Here is an 18,365-nt window from a genome sequence, read left to right as displayed (position 1 = left end):
CGGTTACATTCCGAACCCGGAAGCTAAGCCTTTCAGCGCCGATGGTACTGCAGGGGGGACCCTGTGGGAGAGTAGGACGCCGCCGAACAATCTTTCATGGACCCCTGGTCCAGCGTTCACGCTGGACCAGGGGTCTTTTTTGTTTTCTCTGCTTTGTAGGAAGCGCGGCCGATCGCCGGCTGCGTGAGAATGACTGTGGTACCCGAAGACAGGAGCCGTGCCGATGTCCCCCAACTCTCCCGACGACCGTCCGGAGCGCGAATCACGTCGTAGGGACGGTGACGGTGGTGACCGGAGCGGTTCCCGTGGCGGTCGTGACGACCGTGGTGGCAGCCGTCCCACCGGCAAAGGCGGCGGCGTCGGTGACTACGTAGCCCGAAGCGACAACCGCAGCGGTGGTCGTCCCGCGAGTGGCGGTCGTCCGACCAGCGGTGGTCGTCCCACCGGTGGTGGTCGTCCTGCGAACGGTGGCCGTCCGGCCAGTAGCTCCGGCAGTGGCGGCGGCTTCCGTGGACGCGATGAGCGCCCCTCCTCCCGTCGTGACGACCGCCCGAGCGGTCCGCGTCGGGATCGTGACGACGACCGTGGTGGTCGGCCGACCGGCGGCGGGCGTCCCGTCGGCGGTGGCCGACCCACTGGCGGTGGCCGGCCGGCCAGCAGCTCCGGCGGTGGCGGCGGCTTCCGTGGACGTGACGAGCGTCCCAGTGGTCCGCGCCGTAACGACGACCGTGGCGGTCGTCCTACCAGCGGTGGCCGCCCCACCGGCGGTGGCCGTCCGGCAAGCAGTTCCGGCGGTAGTGGTGGTGGGTTCCGTGGGCGTGATGAGCGTCCCAGTGGTCCGCGTCGCGATGACCGGCGTGATGAGCGTCCCTCGTTCCGTCGTGACGACCGGCCCAGTGGTCCGCGTCGTGACGACGACCGTGGTGGCAGGCCCACCAGTGGCGGTCGTCCCACCGGCGGTGGCCGTCCGGCAAGCAGTTCCGGTGGCAGTGGTGGTGGGTTCCGTGGGCGTGATGAGCGTCCCAGTGGTCCGCGCCGCGATGACCGGCGTGATGAGCGTCCCTCGTTCCGTCGTGACGACCGGCGTGATGAGCGGCCGAGCGGTCCGCGCCGTGACGACGACCGTGGTGGCAGGCCCACCAGCGGCGGTCGTCCCAGCAGCAGTGGCGGCAGTTACGGTCGGCGAGACGACCGGGAGCGTGGCGGGTTCCGCGGGCGCGACGACCGCGACGATCGCGGTGGGTACGGGCGTCGTGACGACCGTGACCGTGACCGTGACCGGGAGCCCATCAAGCGGCTGCCGATCCCCGAGGACGTCACCGGCGACGAGATCGACAAGGCGGTGCGGCAGGAGCTGATGAGCCTGCCCAAGACGCTTGCCGACGACGTCGCCAAGAACCTCGTCATGGTCGCCAACCTCATCGACGAGGACCCCGACCAGGCCTACGCCTATTCGCGTGTGGCGCTGCGGCTCGCCTCCAGGGTCGCCGCCGTGCGGGAGGCCGCCGGCTTCGCCGCGTACGCGACGCAGAAGTACGGCGAGGCGCTTGCCGAGTTCAGGGCGGCACGGCGGATGACGGGCAACGTCGACCTGTGGCCCGTCATGGCGGACTGCGAGCGCGGCCTGGGCCGTCCCGAGCGGGCCATGACCATGGCCGGTGAGCCCGAGGTGCTGAAGCTCGACAAGGCGGGCCAGGTCGAGATGCGGCTGGTCGCCGCCGGTGCGCGCCGGGACATGGGGCAGATCGACGCCGCCATCGTGACCTTGCAGGGGCCCGAGCTGGGCTCCAACTCCGTACAGCCGTGGACCGCGCGTCTGCGTTACGCCTACGCCGACGCGCTGTTGTCGGCCGGGCGCGAGGACGAGGCGCGCGACTGGTTCGCCAAGGCCCTGGAGGCCGACAAGGACGGCGCCACGGACGCCTCGGACCGTCTCGCGGCTCTGGACGGCGTCCAGTTCGTCGACGTGGACGAGGACGAAGACGACGGCGAGCACGACGGCGAGGACGACAGCGACACGGACGCTCTCGCGAACTTGGACGAGGACGACGACGTCGCCGACGAGGAGTCGGATCCGGAGAACGACAAGTCCTGATCCGACAACGACGACGACCGCACCGTGAAAGAGGGCGGCATCCCCACCAGGGGGTGCCGCCCTCTTTTTCGTTTCTCTTTCGTCTCTCAGCCGTCCGCGAGGCTCCGCAGCACCAGACCTGTCGCCGGCTTCGGGCCGAACGACGTCGACTTGCGCGGCATCGTGACCGCCTGGCGTGCCAACTCCCGTACGACCTCTTCGCGTACCGGATGCAGCAGGACCGCCGTACTGCCGTGGCGTTCCGCCTGCTCCACGACGGCCTCCGTGTCATGGATGTACGAGATGTGCTCGGGCGCGTCCGGGATCCGCCAGATGTGGTCGAGCAGCGTGGAGTGCAGCACGGTCGCGTCGAGGCCGCGCCACTCCTCCGGGCGGTCGGCCGGCACCGTACGGGCGAGGAGCGCCGGGTCGGGGCGGTCGATCAGGTGGAAGCGGCCGTCGCCCGCCAGCAGGAAGGCGTTGGCCGTGCCGTTGTCCGCGGTGGCCGCCTCGGCCAGAGCCTCGACGGCCTCCGGCAGTGTGCCGTCGACCGTGCGGACCCGGAAGGAGCCCGGTTCGGCCCTCAGCGCCGCCAGGGCGTCCGCGACCGGCAGTCGGTGCAGCAGCCGGTGGATCGCCTTGACCTGGAGGGGATGGCGCGCGGTGTCGACCAGCAGGACCAGGCCGTAGGCCCAGGGTCCGGCCGCGCCCGGCGGGTGTTCGTCGCGCAGCCGGAGATAGGTCGCCCACCGGTGGTGGCCGTCGGCGATGAGCGCCTGACGGTCCGCCAGGTCGTTCTCGATCTCGGCCAGTTCGGCGGGGTCGCTGACCGACCACAGGCGGTGGCTGAAGCCGTCCTCGGTGGTGGTGGACAGCAGGGGCGTGCGCAGCGCGGTGCGTTCGATGACCGCGGTCGTGCCGCTTGCCCCTGCGGCCGTCGCGCCGTCCTCGCTGCGGTACGTGAGGAGCAGCGGCTCCAGATTGGTGGCGGTCGCCCGCATCAGGGCCGCGCGGTCCTCGACGATGTCCGGCATCACGTCCTCGTGCGGCAGGACGACGCCTTCGGCGGGCGTGGACAGGGCCAGGGCCCCGATGACGCCGCGCTGGAGCAGGTCGCCCTTGCGCTGCTCGTACACGTACAACGCCGGTTCCGCGTCCGGTGCGAGGACGCCTTCCGCGAGCCAGCGCCGGAGCGTGCTCGCCGCCTGGCGGTGCCGGTCGGCGGCGGTCGCGGCCTGGGGCAGGATCAGCCGGACGATGTTGTGCGGGTCGGCCGACTCCAGGTGGAGCAGTCCGTCGGGACGTACGACGACGTCGTACGGCGGCGAGGTCACGGCGGCGAGGCTGCCCACCCGCTCGGGGACGTAGCGCAGTCCGCGGAACGGGATCAGACGGAGGCCTTTCTCCGCCGGTCCTGTGGTGTTCATCTCCGCATCGTATGCGGGCGCGGGCATGAGCGATGATCGGGGGAGAGCCCGGTCACGGGGCGGAAGAGGGAGCGGGAGACTGATGAGTCAGCCGAGCAGGACCAGGCCCGACGGCAGCGCGACGGCGCTGAACGAGGCGTACGACACGGCTCTGCTGGATCTCGACGGCGTGGTGTACGCGGGCGGCGAGGCCATCGAGTACGCCGTCGACTCGCTGATCACGGCCCGGGACGGCGGGATGCACCTGGCGTACGTCACCAACAACGCGCTGCGGACGCCGGACGCCGTCGCCGCGCATCTGACGGAGCTGGGGGTGCCCGCCGAGCCCGCCGAGGTGATCACGTCGGCGCAGGCGGTGGCGCGGCTGATCGCCGAGCAGGTGCCGGCCGGTGCGCGGGTGCTGGTGATCGGTGGCGAGGGGCTGCGAGTCGCCCTGCGCGAGCGGGGACTTGAGCCGGTGGAGTCGGCCGACGACGACCCGGCCGCCGTGGCACAGGGCTACGGGGGGCCGGACCTGGCCTGGGGGCGGTTCGCCGAGGCCGGGTACGCGATCGCGCGCGGTGTGCCGTGGTTCGCGTCCAACACCGACCTGACCATTCCGAGCGCGCGCGGCATCGCGCCGGGCAACGGGGCGGCCGTCGAGGTCGTACGGATCGCGACGGGCGCCGATCCGCAGGTCGCGGGCAAGCCGCTGCCGCCGATGCACCGGGAGACGGTGCTGCGTACGGGGGCGAAGCGGCCGATCGTCGTGGGGGACCGGCTGGACACCGACATCGAGGGCGCGTTCAACGGCGGTGTGGACTCGCTGCTCGTGCTGACCGGGGTGACGGACGGGGCTCAGCTGCTGGCCGCCGAGCCGAAGCACCGGCCGACGTATGTGGACGCGGATCTGCGGGGGTTGCTGACCGGGCAGCCCGAAGTGGACGTCCGGGACGGCGAGTTCGGGTGCGGCGGGTGGACCGCCTCCGTACGCGACGACGCGCTGGTGCTCGACGGGGACGGGGCGGCCATGGACGGGCTGCGGGCGCTGTGCGCCGCGGCCTGGACAAACGCGGGGGACGGCGCTTGCGCCCTGGACGCGGTCAAGGTGCTGGCGAAGCTGGGGCTGTAGCGCGTCGATCGCCGGGCGGGCCCGATGGAGCCCGCCCGGCGCCCGCGCCCCGGTGTCCCGCGTCGCGTCGCTACGCGTCCTCGCCGGAGCGCAGCAGCTCGTCCTCGGAGGTCCCGCGCCGCCAGTAGCCGGTGAACCTGACCACCTTGCGGTCGATGCCGCGCTCGCCGACGAGGTGTCTGCGTACGGCCTTGACGGTCGCCGACTCGCCCGCGATCCAGGCGTACGGCGTGCCCTCCGGCAGGTCGTCGGCCGCGCGGATCGCGTCCTCGGTGGTGGGCGCGGACTCGTCCTGTACGAGCCAAGTGACGTGCGCGTCGGCCTTGGTGGGGAGTTCCCACCGGTCGGCGGTGTGGTGGAGCGAGATCCAGACCCGGGCGGGCATGCCGTCCGGCAGGGACTCCAGGATGCCGGCGACCGCCGGGAGCGCGGACTCGTCGCCGGTCAGCAGGATCCAGTCGGTGCCGTCCGGTGGCCGGAAGTCGTAGCCCGCGTTCTCGTCGTGGATCGGGGCGAGAATCCCGACCCGGCCGCCGGGTGCGGCGTTCAGCGCCCACCGGGTGGCCGGTCCCTCCTCGGATCCCGGCGGCAGCTCGTGCACGGCGAAGTCGACGTCCAACTCCTGCGGATCGCGGCGCAGTTCGCGCACCGTGTACGTCCGCATGACGCCCCGTACGGCGGGGTCGAGGGCGCGCCACGCGTCCCACCAGTGCCCGTCGTCCGGGCCCGGCAGGACCGGGGCGTCCTGGCCGGGCCGTGGCAGGAACAGCTTCACGCGCTGGTCCCGGCCCGCCGTCGCCATGCGCGCGACGTCGTCGCCGCCGAAGGTGACGCGGACGAAGGAGGGGGTGGGGCGTGTCGTACGCAGTACGTGCAGGGTGAAGAACTGGAACGGCGCGTCGGTCATCAGGCCAGGCTCCTCGACTTCGTGATCGCGGCGGCGAGTTGTTCGAGCACCGGTGCGTAACCGGCGTAGCTGTAGCGCTCCTCCATGGACCAGGGGGTGATCTGGTCGGCCTTGACGGCGGGCAGCCGGTTCCAGGTGGGCCGCTTGGCGAGTTCGGTGGTGGGGAGGGCGGTCGAGCGGTTGTCGACCATGATCAGGTCGGCGTGGTACTTGTCGGCGTTCTCCCAGCTGAGGAATTCCCAGAAGCCGAACTCGTCGGACTTCTTGCCCTCGACGAACTCGATCCCGAGATCCTTGAAGTAGTTGAGGTCGCAGTACGAGTCGGGTACGGCGACGTACATCTGCTCGGCGTCACCCGTCATGGCGAGGACCTTGAGGCCGCCGTCCTTCTTCTTCGCGGCCGCCGCCTCGCGCAGTGTCTGCTCCGCCTTGTCGAAGCGGGCCTTGGCGGCGACGGCCTTCTTCGCCGTCGGATCCGCTCCGAGGGATTCCGCCAACTCGGTGTAGCGCTTGAGGGGTTGGAGCAGGCTGACCCGGCCGCCGGTGATGCCGACGCTCGGTGCGAGGGCCTCGATCTTCTTCGCGCTCTCGGCCGGTACGTACCAGAGGTCCGGCGGCGGGAACATGTTGCTGATCAGCAGGTCGGGCTCCAGGGCCGCGTACTTCTCGATGTTGAACTCGCCCCACGCCTTGCCGAGGCTGGTCAGCTTCGTCAGATCGAGGTCGCCCGCCTGCGGGTTGGGCTTGCCGGCGACGGGATCGGTCGGGCCGAAGACGCCCGCGCACGCGACGCCGTAGTCGTGGAGCGCGGCGGCGGTACTGATGAACGCGACTATCTTCTTGGGCGGTTGGTCAGCTCTCACCGTCCTGCCGCGGTCGTCCTTGAAGCTCCAGGGGCCGTTGTCGGCGGAGCCTGCCGAAGCCGCTTTCGCCTTCTCGCCGTCCGAGCCGCAGGCGGTGAGGAGCGCGCCGATTCCCAGGGCGCCGGCTCCGGTGAGCAGGGAACGGCGGGTCAGAGCTGAGGAGTCGCGCATCAGAGGACTTTCTTCGCGGCCCGGACGGCCTGGGTGAGTGCTTCGAGGAGCGGGATGTATCCGGCGTAGCTGAAGTGCGCCTCGTTGTGCCACGAGGTGATCTGTTCGGCCTTGACGGCGGGCTGCGAGCGCCAGGTCGGCTTGTCCTTGGCGAGGTCGGCCGGCTGGAGATTGCCGGTGCGCTTGTCGACCAGGAGCAGATCGGCGCCGTACCGGCCGACGTTCTCCCAGCTCAGTTCCTCGTAGAAACCGTCGGCGGCGGGCTTGGCCGGTTCGGCGAACTCGACACCCAGCTCCTGGTAGTAGCGCAGATCGGCGAAGGCGGCCGGCGCGGCCACGTAACAGAGGTCCTGCGTGGCGGCCACGGCCAGTACCTTCAGGCCCGGCTTCGCCTTCGCGGCCTTGCGGAGTGCTTCCGACGCCGCCTCGAAGCGGGCCTTGGCGTCCGTGACCTTCGTCGCCTTGAGGTCGGCGCCGAGGGACTCGGCCAACTCGGCGTACCGGCCGATCGCGGTGAGGAGGGAGGTCTTCGCGGCGAGGATGCCGACGGTCGGCGCGAGCGCCTCGATCTTCTTCCCGCTCTCCTCCGGGACGTACCAGAGGGTCGGCGCGACGTTCATGTTCGTGATGAGCAGGTCGGGTTGGAGCGATGCGTATTTCTCGACATTGAACTCGCCCCACGCGTTGCCGATGACGGTCACCTTGTCGACATCGACACCGCCCGCCTGGACGTCGGGCTCGCCGTTCTTGAGCTTCGTCGGGCCGAAGACCCCGGTGACCTCGACGCCGAAGTCGTGCAGCGCGGCGGCGGATCCGATGTAGGCGACGATCTTGCGCGGGATACTGTCCGCGGTCGCGGTCCTGCCGCGGTCGTCCTTGAAGCTCCAGCCCTTGCCGGCGTTCGCCGTCTTCTCGTGGTTGTCGCCGCTCTCGCTGTCGCCGCAGGCGGTGAGCAGGGCGCCGAGTCCGAGGGCGCCGGTGACGGACAGGAGTCGCCGCCGGGTGAGGGGGAGCCCGGCCGGAACCGGAGGGGGACTGTTCATTACGGTGTTTCCCTCGTGACTTCCCTCTTGAGGATCATGTGTGAGGGTAGGCTAACCTAACCTCGTGTTGGTCGACAGTCCCCCCGAATCCGAACAGAGCGCGGAGCCCGTACCGCTCACCGTGACCCGGAAGCGCCGTACGCTGCGCGCCGCCGGGCTGCTGGTGTCCGTCGGCGTCCTGCTGCTTGTCTGCGCCGCCGGTATCGCCGTCGGCGCCAAGTCGATACCGCTCGGCGACGTATGGCACGGCCTGTTCCACAACTCCGGCACCGGCAACGACGTGATCGTCGTCGACGTCCGGCTGCCCAGGACGCTGCTCGGGCTGCTCGTGGGCGCGGCGCTCGGCCTCGCCGGCGCGGTGATGCAGGCGCTCACCCGTAACCCCCTCGCCGAACCGGGACTGTTGGGCGTCAACGCCGGCGCCGCCGCCGCGGTGGTCTCGGCCATCAGCTTCTTCGGCGTCACGTCCATCAGCGGCTACGTGTGGTTCGCGTTCGCCGGGGCGGCGGTCGTCTCCGTGGTCGTGTACGCGCTCGGCGGCAGCCGCAGCGCCACACCCGTACGGCTCGCCCTCGCCGGCACCGCGGCCACGGCGGCGCTCTTCGGCTATGTCAACGCGGTGCAGTTGCTGGACTCGGCGGCCCTCGACCGGCTGCGCTTCTGGACCGTGGGATCCCTCGCGTCGGCCGACATGTCGACCGTCGGCAAGGTGTGGCCGTTCATCGCCGTCGGCATCGTGCTGGCGCTGCTGATCGCACGGCCGCTGAACGCGCTGGAGATGGGCGACGACACCGCCAGATCGCTGGGCGCCAACCTGACCCGTACGCGCGTCCTGGCCATGGCCTGCGTCACGCTGCTGTGCGGCGGGGCGACCGCGGCCTGCGGGCCGATCGTCTTCGTCGGGCTGATGGTGCCGCATCTCGTACGGGCCGTCACCGGGCCGGACATGCGGTGGATCCTGCCGTACGCCGCCGTGCTCTCGCCCGTCCTGCTGCTGGGCGCCGACGTGCTCGGGCGCGTCGTCGCGCGGCCGGCCGAGGTGCAGGTCGGCATCGTCACCGCGATCGTCGGCGGGCCCGTCTTCATCCAGCTCGTACGTCGCAAGAGGATGGCCCAGCTGTGAGCGAAGACCTGACCACGAAGGCCGCCACCGCCACCGCTGCCACCGCCACGGCTGCCACCGCTGCCGTCGGAAAGGGCGGGCAGAAGCGACCGGCGCGCGCGGTCCGTTCGCCCGGCGGCCTCTCCCTCCGGTTCGACGTCCGCTCCGGTCTCGTCGTCCTGCTGCTCCTGGTCGCCGTGTGCGCGATGTCCGTGATCCTCATCGGACAGGGCGACTTCCCGATGGCGCCCGGCGATGTCGTCGCGACCCTGCTCGGAAACGGCACGGTGGCGCAGGAGTTCATCGTCCAGGACCTGCGGCTGCCGAGGATCCTGGTGGGGCTGCTCGTGGGCGCGGCCCTCGGCGTCGGCGGCGCGGTCTTCCAGTCCATCTCCCGCAATCCGCTGGGCAGTCCGGACGTCATCGGCTTCGGCCAGGGCGCGACCGTCGGCGCGCTGACCGCGATCGTCGTCTTCCGGGGCGGCTCGGCCGCCGTCGCGGGCGGCGCCGTCGTCGGCGGCCTGCTGACCGGAGCGGGGATCTATCTGCTCGCCTGGAAGCGCGGCGTGCACGGCTACCGGCTGGTCCTCATCGGCATCGGCGTCGCCGCCATGCTCACGGCGGTCAACCACTACCTCATCACCAAGGCCAGCCTCGTCGACGCGACGCGCGCCGTGCTGTGGATGACGGGATCGCTCGACGGCCGGGACTGGGCGCAGGTCTGGCCGCTGCTCGCCGTCTGCGCCGTACTGATCCCGCTCGCGCTCGGGTACGGACGGCCGTTGCGCATGCTGGAGATGGGCGACGACGCGGCGTACGCGCTCGGTGTACGGGTCGAACGCACCCGGCTCGTCCTGATGGGCGCCGCCGTGCTGCTCGTCTCCGTGGCCACCGCCGCGGCCGGGCCCATCACCTTCGTCGCCCTCAGCGCGCCGCAGCTGGCGCGCCGGCTGACCCGCTCGCCGGGCCCCAACCTCGGCCCGGCCGCGGTGATGGGCGCGCTGCTGCTGCTGGTCGCCGACTGGACCGCGACGTCGGCGTTCGGCGACCGCCAGTTGCCGGCCGGTGTCGTGACCGGGGTGCTCGGCGGCTGCTATCTCCTCTGGCTGCTGGTCACCGAGCGCAAGGCGGGGCGCATATGAGCCCCGAAGTCCCCGAACTGCCCGAAGTCCCAGTGCCGTTCTCCGGCCGGGCCGCTGCCTCGGCCCCTCTCCCTCTCCCTGTCCCGTCTTCCAGCAATCCCGATTCCAGGAGTACGACCATGCAGCGACTCACGGCGGAAACGGTGACCCTCGGCTACGACCAGCGGGTCATCGCGCGCGATCTGTCGGTCGAGATCCCCGACAACTCGTTCACCGTGATCGTCGGCCCCAATGCCTGCGGGAAATCAACCCTGTTGCGGGCCCTGTCACGGATGCTCAAGCCCTCCCGCGGCCGCGTCCTGCTCGACGGCGCCGCGATCCACTCCATGCCCGCCAAGAAGGTCGCCCGGACGCTCGGACTGCTCCCGCAGTCGTCCATCGCCCCGGACGGCATCACGGTCGCCGACCTCGTCGCCCGGGGCCGCTATCCGCACCAGGCGCTGCTGCGCCAGTGGTCCCCGGAGGACGAACGGATTGTCGAGGAGTCGATGGCGTCGACCGGTATCGGCGAGCTGGCCGATCGGTATGTCGACGAATTGTCCGGCGGCCAGCGGCAGCGGGTCTGGATCGCCATGGCACTCGCCCAGCAGACCCCGCTGCTGCTCCTGGACGAGCCCACCACGTTCCTGGACATCCAGTACCAGATCGACGTCCTCGACCTCTGCGCCGATCTGCACGAGACCCAGGGCCGTACGCTCGTCGCCGTCCTGCACGACCTCAACCACGCCGCCCGCTACGCCACCCACCTCATCGCGATGCGCGAGGGCGAGATCTACGCCGAGGGGCCGCCGGCCGAGGTCGTGACGGCGGAGCTGGTCGAGCGCGTCTTCGGACTGCGCTGCCAGGTCATCGACGACCCCGAGACGGGCACCCCGCTGGTCGTCCCGGCCGCGCGCCGGGCGCGGCACAGCGTGCCCGTGGGGCTGTCCAAGTGAGCCATGGGGCAGGCCGCGTCAGAGCAGCGAGCGCAGCCGCAGCAGATCGCGGAAGCCCGCTTCGAGTCTGACCCGCCCCGAGCCCCACGCCTTGGCGAAGTTCAGCTCGCCGTCCACCATGGCGACCAGATCGTCGCCCGCCATGGCGAGCCTGATCTGCGCCTTCTCACGCGGCGGGCCGTCGTGGGTGTCGAGCACCTCGATCCGGCCGTCGTCGATCCGGCCGGTGAAGGTCGTGTCGAGGTCCGTGATGTGGCAGCTCAACGAGCGGTCGAAACCGCTCGCCCCGCGGATCCCGTCGTCCGCCTGTGCCATGTTGTCCGAGAGCTTGTCGAGTGCGCTGCGGCACTCCTCCTTCGTCGCCATCGTGATCGACGGTACCGCAGGGCTTCGCGGTAGCGTCTGGGTATGAGCGACGAGACGGCGGGCCCGGCCGACCAGGAGCACGCCTCCCCTCCACCGGAGCCCCCAGCCGCTGTCCACGACCCCGCGGCCCCCGCGGCCCCCGCGCCGCTCGGCGTCGAGCGCGTCCCCACCGGCAGCCCCGAGGTGGACGAGAATCTGGCCAGACTGGGCGACGCCGACCACCTCCCGGCGGACGGCCACCTCGACGTGTACGAGGATGTGCACCGGGGCCTGCGCGACGCGCTGACCGCGCTCGACGTACGCCCCGCACCCGGCCAGGTCGCCCCCCGACCCGGCCCCTCGCCGTCGTACGACCACAGGAGCTGAACCGAACGTGGCAGGAGTGGCACGCCAACGCCTCGACGCCGAGCTGGTACGCCGCAAACTCGCACGCTCACGCGAGCACGCGACCCAACTGATCGCCGCGGGACGGGTGACCGTCGGCGGCGCCACCGCGACCAAGCCGGCCACCCAGGTCGAGAAGAGCGCCGCCCTGGTCGTCGCCGAGGACGGTGGCGATCCCGGGTACGTCTCGCGCGGCGGCCACAAACTCGCGGGCGCCCTCGCCGCCTTCGTGCCCCAGGGCCTGCGCATCGAGGGCCGCAGGGCGCTGGACGCGGGCGCCTCGACCGGCGGCTTCACCGACGTACTGCTGCGGGCCGGGGTCCGGCAGGTCGTCGCCGTCGACGTCGGCTACGGGCAACTCGCCTGGTCCCTGCAGAGCGATGAACGCGTCACCGTCAAGGACCGTACGAACGTACGTGAGTTGACGCTGGAGATCATCGAAGGAGAGCCGGTGGACCTGATCGTGGGAGATCTGTCGTTCATTCCGCTGGGTCTGGTGCTGCCCGCGCTGGCGCGGTGCGCCGCGCCCGACGCGGACCTGGTGCTGATGGTCAAACCGCAGTTCGAGGTCGGCAAGGAACGCCTCGGCAGCGGCGGCGTCGTGCGCAGCCCGGAGCTGCGGGCCGAGGCCGTACGGACAGTGGCGCGCAAGGCGGCGGAACTCGGCCTCGGGACCTGCGGTGTCACCGCGAGCCCGCTGCCCGGACCCGCCGGGAACGTCGAATACTTCCTGTGGCTCACCGCCGGGGCGCCCGATGTCGACCCGGCCGATGTCGACCGTGCTGTGGCGGAGGGACCCCGTTGACGACGAACGCAGAACAGAGCGCGGAGACCGGTGCGGAGCCGCGTGTGGGGCCGGACGTGGGACTGGACGTGGGACCGGGCGTGGAGACCGGTGCGGAGGGCCGCACCGTCTTCCTGCTGGCCCACACCGGCAGACCCGCCGCGATCCGCAGCGCCGAACTGGTGGTGCAGGGACTGCTGCGCCACGGCCTCGGTGTCCGTGTGCTGGCCACCGAGGCGGCGGATCTGCCGCTTCCGGGATCCGTCGAAACCGTCCCGGCGGCCACGTCCGGCGCGCTGAACGGCTGTGAACTGCTGATCGTGCTCGGCGGCGACGGCACGCTGCTGCGCGGCGCCGCCTTCGCGCGCGCTTCGGGCGTGCCCATGCTCGGCGTCAACCTGGGCCGTGTCGGCTTCCTCGCGGAGGCGGAGCGCGACGACCTCGACAAGGTCGTCGACCGGGTCGTGACCCGCGCGTACGAGGTCGAGGAACGGATGACCATCGACGTCCTCGTGCGCAGCAACGGCACCGTCGTGCACCGGGACTGGGCGCTCAACGAGGCCGCCGTGCAGAAGGTCTCGCCCGAGCGGATGCTGGAGGTCGTCCTGGAGATCGACGGGCGGCCGGTGACCGGCTTCGGCTGCGACGGCATCGTGTGCGCGACGCCGACCGGTTCGACGGCGTACGCCTTCTCGGCCGGCGGCCCCGTGGTGTGGCCGGAGGTGGAGGCGCTGCTGATGGTGCCGATCAGCGCGCACGCGCTGTTCGCGAAGCCGCTGGTGACGTCACCGAAGTCGGTGCTCGCGGTGGAGGTGCAGCCGCACACGCCGCACGGGGTGCTGTGGTGCGACGGCCGCAGGACGGTGGAACTGCCGGCGGGCGCGCGGGTGGAGGTACGGCGCGGGGCGGTGCCCGTACGGCTGGCGCGACTCCACCAGGCGTCGTTCACGGACCGGCTGGTGGCGAAGTTCGCCCTCCCGGTGGCGGGGTGGCGCGGGGCGCCGCACTAGCTGCGGGAACCCGCACCGCCGGGCGACCGCGCGGAAGGGGTTCGCAGGTCACAGTGGATGCCGTACGTACGACTCCTCCGCCGCGCCCTGCCCGCGCCCCGGCCGCGAGATCAACCGATACCGGCCCCCCGGGTGACCCCGTGACCGAACCGGAGGGCGGGGGCCGTCGCACAGCGGGCTCCGGACCTCGTAAGGTCGTGTCCGTGTTGGAGGAGATGCGGATACGGTCGCTCGGGGTCATCGACGACGCGGTGGTCGAGCTGTCGCCGGGCTTCACTGCGGTGACCGGTGAGACCGGCGCGGGCAAGACCATGGTCGTCACCAGCCTGGGGCTGCTGCTCGGCGGTCGCGCCGACGCCGCCCTGGTGCGGATCGGTGCCAAGGCCGCGGTGGTGGAGGGGCGGCTCACCATGGCCGCCGACGCCCCGGCGGCCAGGCGTGCGGAAGAGGCCGGCGCCGAACTCGACGACGGCGCGCTGCTGATCAGCCGGACCGTTTCGGCCGAGGGGCGCTCGCGCGCCCACATCGGAGGACGTTCCGTGCCCGTGGGCGTGCTGGCCGAGCTGGCGGACGACCTCGTCGCCGTGCACGGCCAGACCGACCAGCAGGGCCTGCTGCGGCCCGCGCGGCAGCGGCAGGCGCTCGACCGGTACGCGGGGGACGCGGTCGCCGGGCCGCTCGCCAAGTACACGGACGCCTACCGGCGGCTCCGGGCTGTCGCCACCGAACTGGCGGAGCTGACCACCCGCGCCCGGGAACGGGCGCAGGAGGCCGACCTGCTGCGCTTCGGCCTGAACGAGATCGCCGCCGTCGAGCCCCTGCCGGGCGAGGACACCGAACTGGCCGCCGAGGCCGAACGGCTCGGCCACGCCGAGGCGCTGGCGTCCGCGGCGTCCGTCGCGCACGCGGCGCTCGCCGGGAACCCCGAGGACCCGGCGGAGGGCGGCGACGCGACGACGCTCGTCGGCGGTGCGGGACGCGCCCTGGAGGCCGTACGGGCCCACGACCCGGCCCTGGCCGCGCTCGCCGACCGGATGGGCGAGATCGCGATCCTGCTGGCGGACGTGGCCGGTGAACTCGCCGGTTACGCCGACAACCTGGACTCCGACCCGCTGCGGCTCGCGGCGGTCGAGGAGCGGCGGGCGGCGCTCACCGGGCTGACGCGCAAGTACGGCCAGGACATCGACGGCGTACTGGCCTGGGCCCAGGAGAACGCCGCGCGTCTGACCGAACTCGAAGGTGACGACGAGCGGATCGGCGAACTGACCGCCGAGCACACCACTCTGTTGAGTGAACTCTCCGGTCTGGCACAGGCGTTGACCGACGCCCGGACGGAGGCGGCGGCACGCTTCGCGGAAGCCGTCACCGCCGAACTCGCGTCCCTGGCCATGCCGCACGCGCGCGTCTCGTTCGACGTGACGCAGACCGAGGACCCGGACGGTGTCGAGGTGGACGGCCGCCCGGTGGCGTACGGCTCGTCCGGCGCCGACGAGGTCGAACTGCTGCTGGCCCCGCACCCCGGCGCCCAGCCGCGGCCCATCGCCAAGGGCGCGTCCGGCGGTGAGCTGTCGCGCGTGATGCTCGCGGTGGAGGTGGTCTTCGCCGGGTCCGATCCGGTACCGACGTACCTCTTCGACGAGGTGGACGCGGGCGTCGGCGGCAAGGCGGCGGTCGAGGTCGGCCGGCGGCTCGCGAAGCTCGCCAAGTCCGCGCAGGTGGTCGTCGTGACGCACCTGCCGCAGGTCGCGGCCTTCGCCGACCGGCAGCTGCTGGTGGAGAAGACGAACGACGGCTCGGTGACGCGGTCCGGTGTGACGGTCCTCGAAGGCGAGGACCGGGTACGGGAGTTGTCGCGGATGCTGGCGGGCCAGGAGGACTCCGAGACGGCCCGCGCGCACGCCGAGGAACTGCTGGCGACGGCCCGCGCGGACGCGTGAGGCGGACGCGCGGGGCGCACGCGCAGCGCGGGCCTCGGGGTCTCGGACCGGCGGTGGCGTACGTGGTGCGCGTCGCCGGGTCACTCGTGTGAGTGATGTCGGGTGGGGAGCGGGGCGACCGACACACCCGCGACGCCCCCTCGGTGCCGGATGGTCCGTACCGGCTGGCATCCTTGGCGCAGCACACACCACCGGAACAGGAGCCTTGGACACGTGACACAGCTGCGTACGGTCCAAGTGCTCGGCGGTGGCAGCGCGGGCAGCAGCGCGCACGTCAGGTCGCTGGCGGCCGGGCTCGTCGCCCGGGGCGTACGGGTCACCGTCTGCGCGCCGGACTCGCTGGAGCGGGTCTACGACTTCCGGGGCTGCGGCGCCGACCACGTGCCGGTGGCCCGGCGCGGCGATCCCGTCTCGCTCGGGGCGCTGCGGGCCGCGTGCGCCGCCGCCGACGTGGTGCACGCGCACGGACTGCACGCCGCCGTACGCGCGGCGGTCGCTCTCGGCGGGCAGCGCGTGCCGCTCGTCGTCACCTGGCACACCCGCGTACACGCGGACGGGCCGCGCGGTCATCTGCTGCGGCTGCTGGAGCGAAGGGCCGTGCGGGCGGCGGCCGTTGTGCTCGGCGCCTCGTCCGAACTGGTCGACCGGGCCCGCAGGCGCGGCGCCCGCGACGCCCGCCTCGCGCCGGTCGCGGTCCCGGCCCCGCGCCGGGCCTCGGCGCCCGGCGACGACGCCGAGCGCGACGAGGGCTGCAAGGCCCGCGCCGAACTGGGCGTGGTGGGGCGGCCGTTGCTGATGGCGGTCGGCAGCCTCGTACCGGACCGGGGATACGGCACGCTGCTGGACGCCGCGAGGTCGTGGCGCGGCCTCGATCCCGAACCGCTGCTCGTCATCGCGGGCGAGGGCCGCGAACGGGCCGCGCTCCAGGGGAGGATCGACAACGAGGGTCTGCCGGTCAGCCTCGTCGGCCGCCGCGACGACGTGACGGAACTCCTCGCCGCCGCGGACATCGCGCTGCTGCCCAGCCGCTGGGAGGCCCGGTCGCTCCTGGCCCAGGAGGCGCTACGACTCGGTGTCCCCCTGGTCGCCACGGCGGTCGGAGCCGTCCCCGAACTGGTCGGCGACGCGGCGGAGTTGATCCCGTACGGCGACGCCACCGCCCTCGCGGACACGGTGACCCGCCTGCTGGCCGACCCCGACCGCCGCGCGGAACTCGCGGCGGCGGGCCCGGTCCGGGCGGCGACGTGGCCGACGGAGGACCACACGATCGCCCAAGTGCTCAGCGTCTACGACGAACTGACGCAGCCGACGCCACCGCGCTGACCAGGCGGGGGCCTGTCCGGCGGATCGCTCGGGCTTGTGGCACCTGGCGCCGGCCGGCCGGTTTCGCCCGGTGGCGGGTTCGTCCTCAGCGCACGTGCCGCCGCGCGCGCAACGCCAGGCTCAGGGCCAGGACCGTCTGCGGGTCGTCCAGGTCCGTGCCGAGCAGTTCGGAGATGCGGGCCAGCCGGTTGTAGAGCGTCTGCCGGTTCAGGTGCAGTTCGCGCGCCGTCTCCGCCTTGCGGCCCGCGTGGTCCAGGAACGTCGTCAGCGTCGGCAGCAACGGAGCCCGGGACGTGCGGTCGTGGGTGAGCAGCGGGCCGATCGCGCGGTCCACGAACGCCGACAGGTCCGGGTGGTCCCGCAGCCGCCACAGCAGCAGGTCGATGTCCAGCCGCCTGGCGTCGTGCCACGGCCGGTCCGGCAGGCCGCCCGCCGCCGTCGCGGTCTCCGCCGCGTGACGCAGGCCCGCGCTCGCCGCCGCCCAGCCGCCCGGGACCCCGACGACCACCACGGGCCGCCGGCCGCCGGGACGCTCCAGTCCGGCCCGTTCCACGCCCGCCCGCAGCGCCGCGGCCACCCGGTCGGCCACTGCCGCGCGTTCGGACTCGGAGCGCAGGGCGATCAGCAGCGGGATCCGGCCCTCCACCGGACGTACGCCCAGCAGCACCGGCACTCCCAGGGACGCCAGCTCCTCCAGTACGGCCCGTGCCAGCGGCGCCCAGTTGCCCGACGGAGCCGGCTCGGGGCCCAGCCGCATCACCACCGGCAGCAGCGGCCCCGCGCCCGGCCGGAAGCCCAGCACGGCGGCCTGCGCGGGCGCGTCGTCCGCCGCGACACGGCCCTCCGCGAGGTCGGTGAGGAAGTCGCCCCGGCCCCGCGCGGCCAGCTCGTCCTCCTGACGCGCCTGCATCAGAACTACCGCCAGGATGCCCGCCGCCCGCTCGGCCGCCATCCGGTGCACCGGAAGCAGCGGGGTCGACACCGGAGGCAGTACGAGCCGGGCGCGTACGGCACCGGCCCCGTGCCCGCCACCGGGTACGTCCACCAGCACCGTGCCCGCCGGCGGCCCCGCCTCGCGGTCGGCCCGCTGTGCCCGCAGCCCCTCCCACACCTGGAGCGGCTCCGCGGCCGTCGGCGGCCCCGACGCGCCGGCCGCCGCGTACAGCAACTGCCCGTCGGCGGTCTCCAGGAAGACGGGGTTGCCCGCGAAGTCCGCGAGGATACGCAGCACCTGGGGTACGCCACCGCCGTCGAGCAGCGCGTCCGTGCACCGCCGGTGGACCTCCTCGGCCTGGCGCAGCAGCGCGTAGTGGCCGTTGACGATCTCGGTGTGGACCTCCTCGGTCACCGAGACGAACGGGACCTCGCGGTGCAGCTGCACCAGCGGCAGCCCGGCCGCCCGCGCCGCCTCCACGACCGCGGCGGGCAGCCGCCCGAACCGCGGCCCCAGCTCCACCACGAGCGCCGCGATGCCACGGTCGGCGAGGGTGCGTACGAAGGCGCGCTGTTCCGCGGGGCGGGTGCCCAGCCCGATGCCGGTGGTGAGCAGCAGCTCACCACCCTTGAGGAGGGACGCGATGTTCGGCACCTCGCCCGCGTGCACCCAGCGCACGGTGCGGTGCAGCCGGTCGGCCCCGGCGACGACCTCGGGGAGGCCGCCACGGAGCCCCGGCAGCTCCAGGGCCCGTCGCACGGTGATTCCGGCCTGATCGTCCATGGGATCGGACGCTACCCGGCCCGCGCGCCGGTGTCCGTCTCCGGATGTCTCCGGAGACGTCCCCGAACC

Annotated in this window: 17 protein-coding genes and 1 rRNA gene; 12 read left to right on the top strand and 6 right to left on the bottom strand. The window is 72.6% G+C overall.

Going from position 1 to position 18,365, the window contains the following annotated elements; all coding sequences use genetic code 11:
* The 3 genes from rrf to ACFT9I_RS33215 all read left to right on the top strand — a co-directional run.
* Positions 1 to 88, top strand: a 5S ribosomal RNA gene (rrf, locus tag ACFT9I_RS33225); the annotation flags it as partial.
* A 421-nt stretch (positions 89 to 509) separates the two neighbouring features.
* Entirely contained in the window at positions 510 to 1,358 is an 849-nt protein-coding gene (locus ACFT9I_RS33220) for a hypothetical protein (RefSeq protein ID WP_382570549.1), read from the top strand.
* Positions 1,358 to 2,095 carry a hypothetical protein gene (locus ACFT9I_RS33215; RefSeq protein WP_382570547.1) on the top strand — a complete coding sequence of 246 codons (738 nt, stop codon included), beginning with the start codon at positions 1,358 to 1,360 and terminating at the stop codon, positions 2,093 to 2,095. The genes ACFT9I_RS33220 and ACFT9I_RS33215 overlap by 1 nt, the downstream gene beginning before the upstream one ends.
* Before the next feature lie 86 nt (positions 2,096 to 2,181).
* Here ACFT9I_RS33215 and ACFT9I_RS33210 read toward each other — a convergent pair whose 3' ends face one another.
* Positions 2,182 to 3,501: a DUF1015 family protein gene (locus tag ACFT9I_RS33210; protein WP_382570546.1), complete on the bottom strand. Its 1,320-nt coding sequence runs from the start codon at positions 3,499 to 3,501 to the stop codon at positions 2,182 to 2,184.
* 82 nt (positions 3,502 to 3,583) lie between these two features.
* Between ACFT9I_RS33210 and ACFT9I_RS33205 the strand changes: the two genes are divergently transcribed.
* Positions 3,584 to 4,612: an HAD-IIA family hydrolase gene (locus ACFT9I_RS33205; protein ID WP_382570543.1), complete on the top strand. Its 1,029-nt coding sequence runs from the start codon at positions 3,584 to 3,586 to the stop codon at positions 4,610 to 4,612.
* Between the two features lie 70 nt (positions 4,613 to 4,682).
* On the opposite strand, the gene ACFT9I_RS33200 is transcribed toward ACFT9I_RS33205, so the two are convergent.
* From ACFT9I_RS33200 to ACFT9I_RS33190, 3 genes are read right to left on the bottom strand one after another with little or no spacing between them, the layout of a single operon-like run.
* The gene (locus ACFT9I_RS33200; protein ID WP_382570540.1) at positions 4,683 to 5,519 is read right to left on the bottom strand and encodes a siderophore-interacting protein; all 837 of its coding nucleotides are present in this window, start codon (positions 5,517 to 5,519) and stop codon (positions 4,683 to 4,685) included.
* Positions 5,519 to 6,553, bottom strand: a complete 1,035-nt coding sequence (locus ACFT9I_RS33195) for an ABC transporter substrate-binding protein (RefSeq protein WP_382570538.1) — start codon at positions 6,551 to 6,553, stop codon at positions 5,519 to 5,521. Before ACFT9I_RS33195 ends, ACFT9I_RS33200 begins: the two co-directional genes overlap by 1 nt.
* The gene (locus ACFT9I_RS33190; RefSeq protein ID WP_382570536.1) at positions 6,553 to 7,596 is read right to left on the bottom strand and encodes an ABC transporter substrate-binding protein; all 1,044 of its coding nucleotides are present in this window, start codon (positions 7,594 to 7,596) and stop codon (positions 6,553 to 6,555) included. The genes ACFT9I_RS33195 and ACFT9I_RS33190 overlap by 1 nt, the downstream gene beginning before the upstream one ends.
* Positions 7,597 to 7,660: 64 nt before the next feature.
* On the opposite strand from ACFT9I_RS33190, the gene ACFT9I_RS33185 reads away from it, so the two are divergent.
* The 3 genes from ACFT9I_RS33185 (at position 7,661) to ACFT9I_RS33175 (ending at position 10,775) form a co-directional block, all read left to right on the top strand.
* A complete protein-coding gene (locus tag ACFT9I_RS33185) occupies positions 7,661 to 8,719 on the top strand; it encodes a FecCD family ABC transporter permease (protein WP_382570533.1) in 1,059 nt (352 codons plus the stop codon).
* A complete protein-coding gene (locus ACFT9I_RS33180) occupies positions 8,716 to 9,840 on the top strand; it encodes a FecCD family ABC transporter permease (protein ID WP_382570531.1) in 1,125 nt (374 codons plus the stop codon). The genes ACFT9I_RS33185 and ACFT9I_RS33180 overlap by 4 nt, the downstream gene beginning before the upstream one ends.
* Positions 9,841 to 9,959: 119 nt before the next feature.
* The gene (locus ACFT9I_RS33175) at positions 9,960 to 10,775 is read left to right on the top strand and encodes an ABC transporter ATP-binding protein (protein ID WP_382570529.1); all 816 of its coding nucleotides are present in this window, start codon (positions 9,960 to 9,962) and stop codon (positions 10,773 to 10,775) included.
* An 18-nt stretch (positions 10,776 to 10,793) separates the two neighbouring features.
* Here ACFT9I_RS33175 and ACFT9I_RS33170 read toward each other — a convergent pair whose 3' ends face one another.
* Positions 10,794 to 11,141, bottom strand: a complete 348-nt coding sequence (locus ACFT9I_RS33170) for an SCP2 sterol-binding domain-containing protein (RefSeq protein ID WP_382570527.1) — start codon at positions 11,139 to 11,141, stop codon at positions 10,794 to 10,796.
* Between the two features lie 42 nt (positions 11,142 to 11,183).
* On the opposite strand from ACFT9I_RS33170, the gene ACFT9I_RS33165 reads away from it, so the two are divergent.
* The 5 genes from ACFT9I_RS33165 (at position 11,184) to ACFT9I_RS33145 (ending at position 16,579) form a co-directional block, all read left to right on the top strand.
* Entirely contained in the window at positions 11,184 to 11,507 is a 324-nt protein-coding gene (locus tag ACFT9I_RS33165) for a hypothetical protein (RefSeq protein WP_382570524.1), read from the top strand.
* A 7-nt stretch (positions 11,508 to 11,514) separates the two neighbouring features.
* Positions 11,515 to 12,330, top strand: a complete 816-nt coding sequence (locus tag ACFT9I_RS33160; RefSeq protein WP_382570521.1) for a TlyA family RNA methyltransferase — start codon at positions 11,515 to 11,517, stop codon at positions 12,328 to 12,330.
* A gap of 80 nt (positions 12,331 to 12,410) precedes the next feature.
* Complete coding sequence (locus ACFT9I_RS33155) at positions 12,411 to 13,319, top strand: NAD kinase (RefSeq protein WP_382570561.1); 909 nt, start codon at positions 12,411 to 12,413, stop codon at positions 13,317 to 13,319.
* 215 nt (positions 13,320 to 13,534) lie between these two features.
* Entirely contained in the window at positions 13,535 to 15,256 is a 1,722-nt protein-coding gene (recN, locus tag ACFT9I_RS33150; RefSeq protein ID WP_382570559.1) for a DNA repair protein RecN, read from the top strand.
* 213 nt (positions 15,257 to 15,469) lie between these two features.
* Positions 15,470 to 16,579, top strand: a complete 1,110-nt coding sequence (locus tag ACFT9I_RS33145; RefSeq protein ID WP_382570518.1) for a glycosyltransferase family 4 protein — start codon at positions 15,470 to 15,472, stop codon at positions 16,577 to 16,579.
* Between the two features lie 85 nt (positions 16,580 to 16,664).
* Here the strand turns inward: ACFT9I_RS33145 and ACFT9I_RS33140 are convergent, their stop codons facing one another.
* Positions 16,665 to 18,296 (bottom strand): PucR family transcriptional regulator, encoded by a 1,632-nt coding sequence (locus tag ACFT9I_RS33140; RefSeq protein ID WP_382570517.1) that lies wholly within the window; start codon positions 18,294 to 18,296, stop codon positions 16,665 to 16,667.
* Positions 18,297 to 18,365 lie beyond the last annotated feature (69 nt).

It is taken from the genome of Streptomyces sp. NPDC057137 (assembly GCF_042670825.1).
Lineage (GTDB): Bacteria > Actinomycetota > Actinomycetes > Streptomycetales > Streptomycetaceae > Streptomyces.
The sequence above is the reverse complement of the archived record's forward strand: the minus strand, read 5'-3'. Positions and strand labels throughout refer to the sequence as shown.

Bases quoted from the DNA above. Each gene is read 5' to 3' on its own strand.
- ACFT9I_RS33215 (WP_382570547.1), top strand. From the start codon at position 1,358: ATGAGCCTGCCCAAGACGCTTGCCGACGACGTCGCCAAGAACCTCGTC.
- ACFT9I_RS33210 (WP_382570546.1), bottom strand. From the start codon at position 3,501: ATGAACACCACAGGACCGGCGGAGAAAGGCCTCCGTCTGATCCCGTTC.
- ACFT9I_RS33205 (WP_382570543.1), top strand. From the start codon at position 3,584: ATGAGTCAGCCGAGCAGGACCAGGCCCGACGGCAGCGCGACGGCGCTG.
- ACFT9I_RS33200 (WP_382570540.1), bottom strand. From the start codon at position 5,519: ATGACCGACGCGCCGTTCCAGTTCTTCACCCTGCACGTACTGCGTACG.
- ACFT9I_RS33195 (WP_382570538.1), bottom strand. From the start codon at position 6,553: ATGCGCGACTCCTCAGCTCTGACCCGCCGTTCCCTGCTCACCGGAGCC.
- ACFT9I_RS33190 (WP_382570536.1), bottom strand. From the start codon at position 7,596: ATGAACAGTCCCCCTCCGGTTCCGGCCGGGCTCCCCCTCACCCGGCGG.
- ACFT9I_RS33175 (WP_382570529.1), top strand. From the start codon at position 9,960: ATGCAGCGACTCACGGCGGAAACGGTGACCCTCGGCTACGACCAGCGG.
- ACFT9I_RS33170 (WP_382570527.1), bottom strand. From the start codon at position 11,141: ATGGCGACGAAGGAGGAGTGCCGCAGCGCACTCGACAAGCTCTCGGAC.
- ACFT9I_RS33165 (WP_382570524.1), top strand. From the start codon at position 11,184: ATGAGCGACGAGACGGCGGGCCCGGCCGACCAGGAGCACGCCTCCCCT.
- recN (WP_382570559.1), top strand. From the start codon at position 13,535: ATGCGGATACGGTCGCTCGGGGTCATCGACGACGCGGTGGTCGAGCTG.
- ACFT9I_RS33140 (WP_382570517.1), bottom strand. From the start codon at position 18,296: ATGGACGATCAGGCCGGAATCACCGTGCGACGGGCCCTGGAGCTGCCG.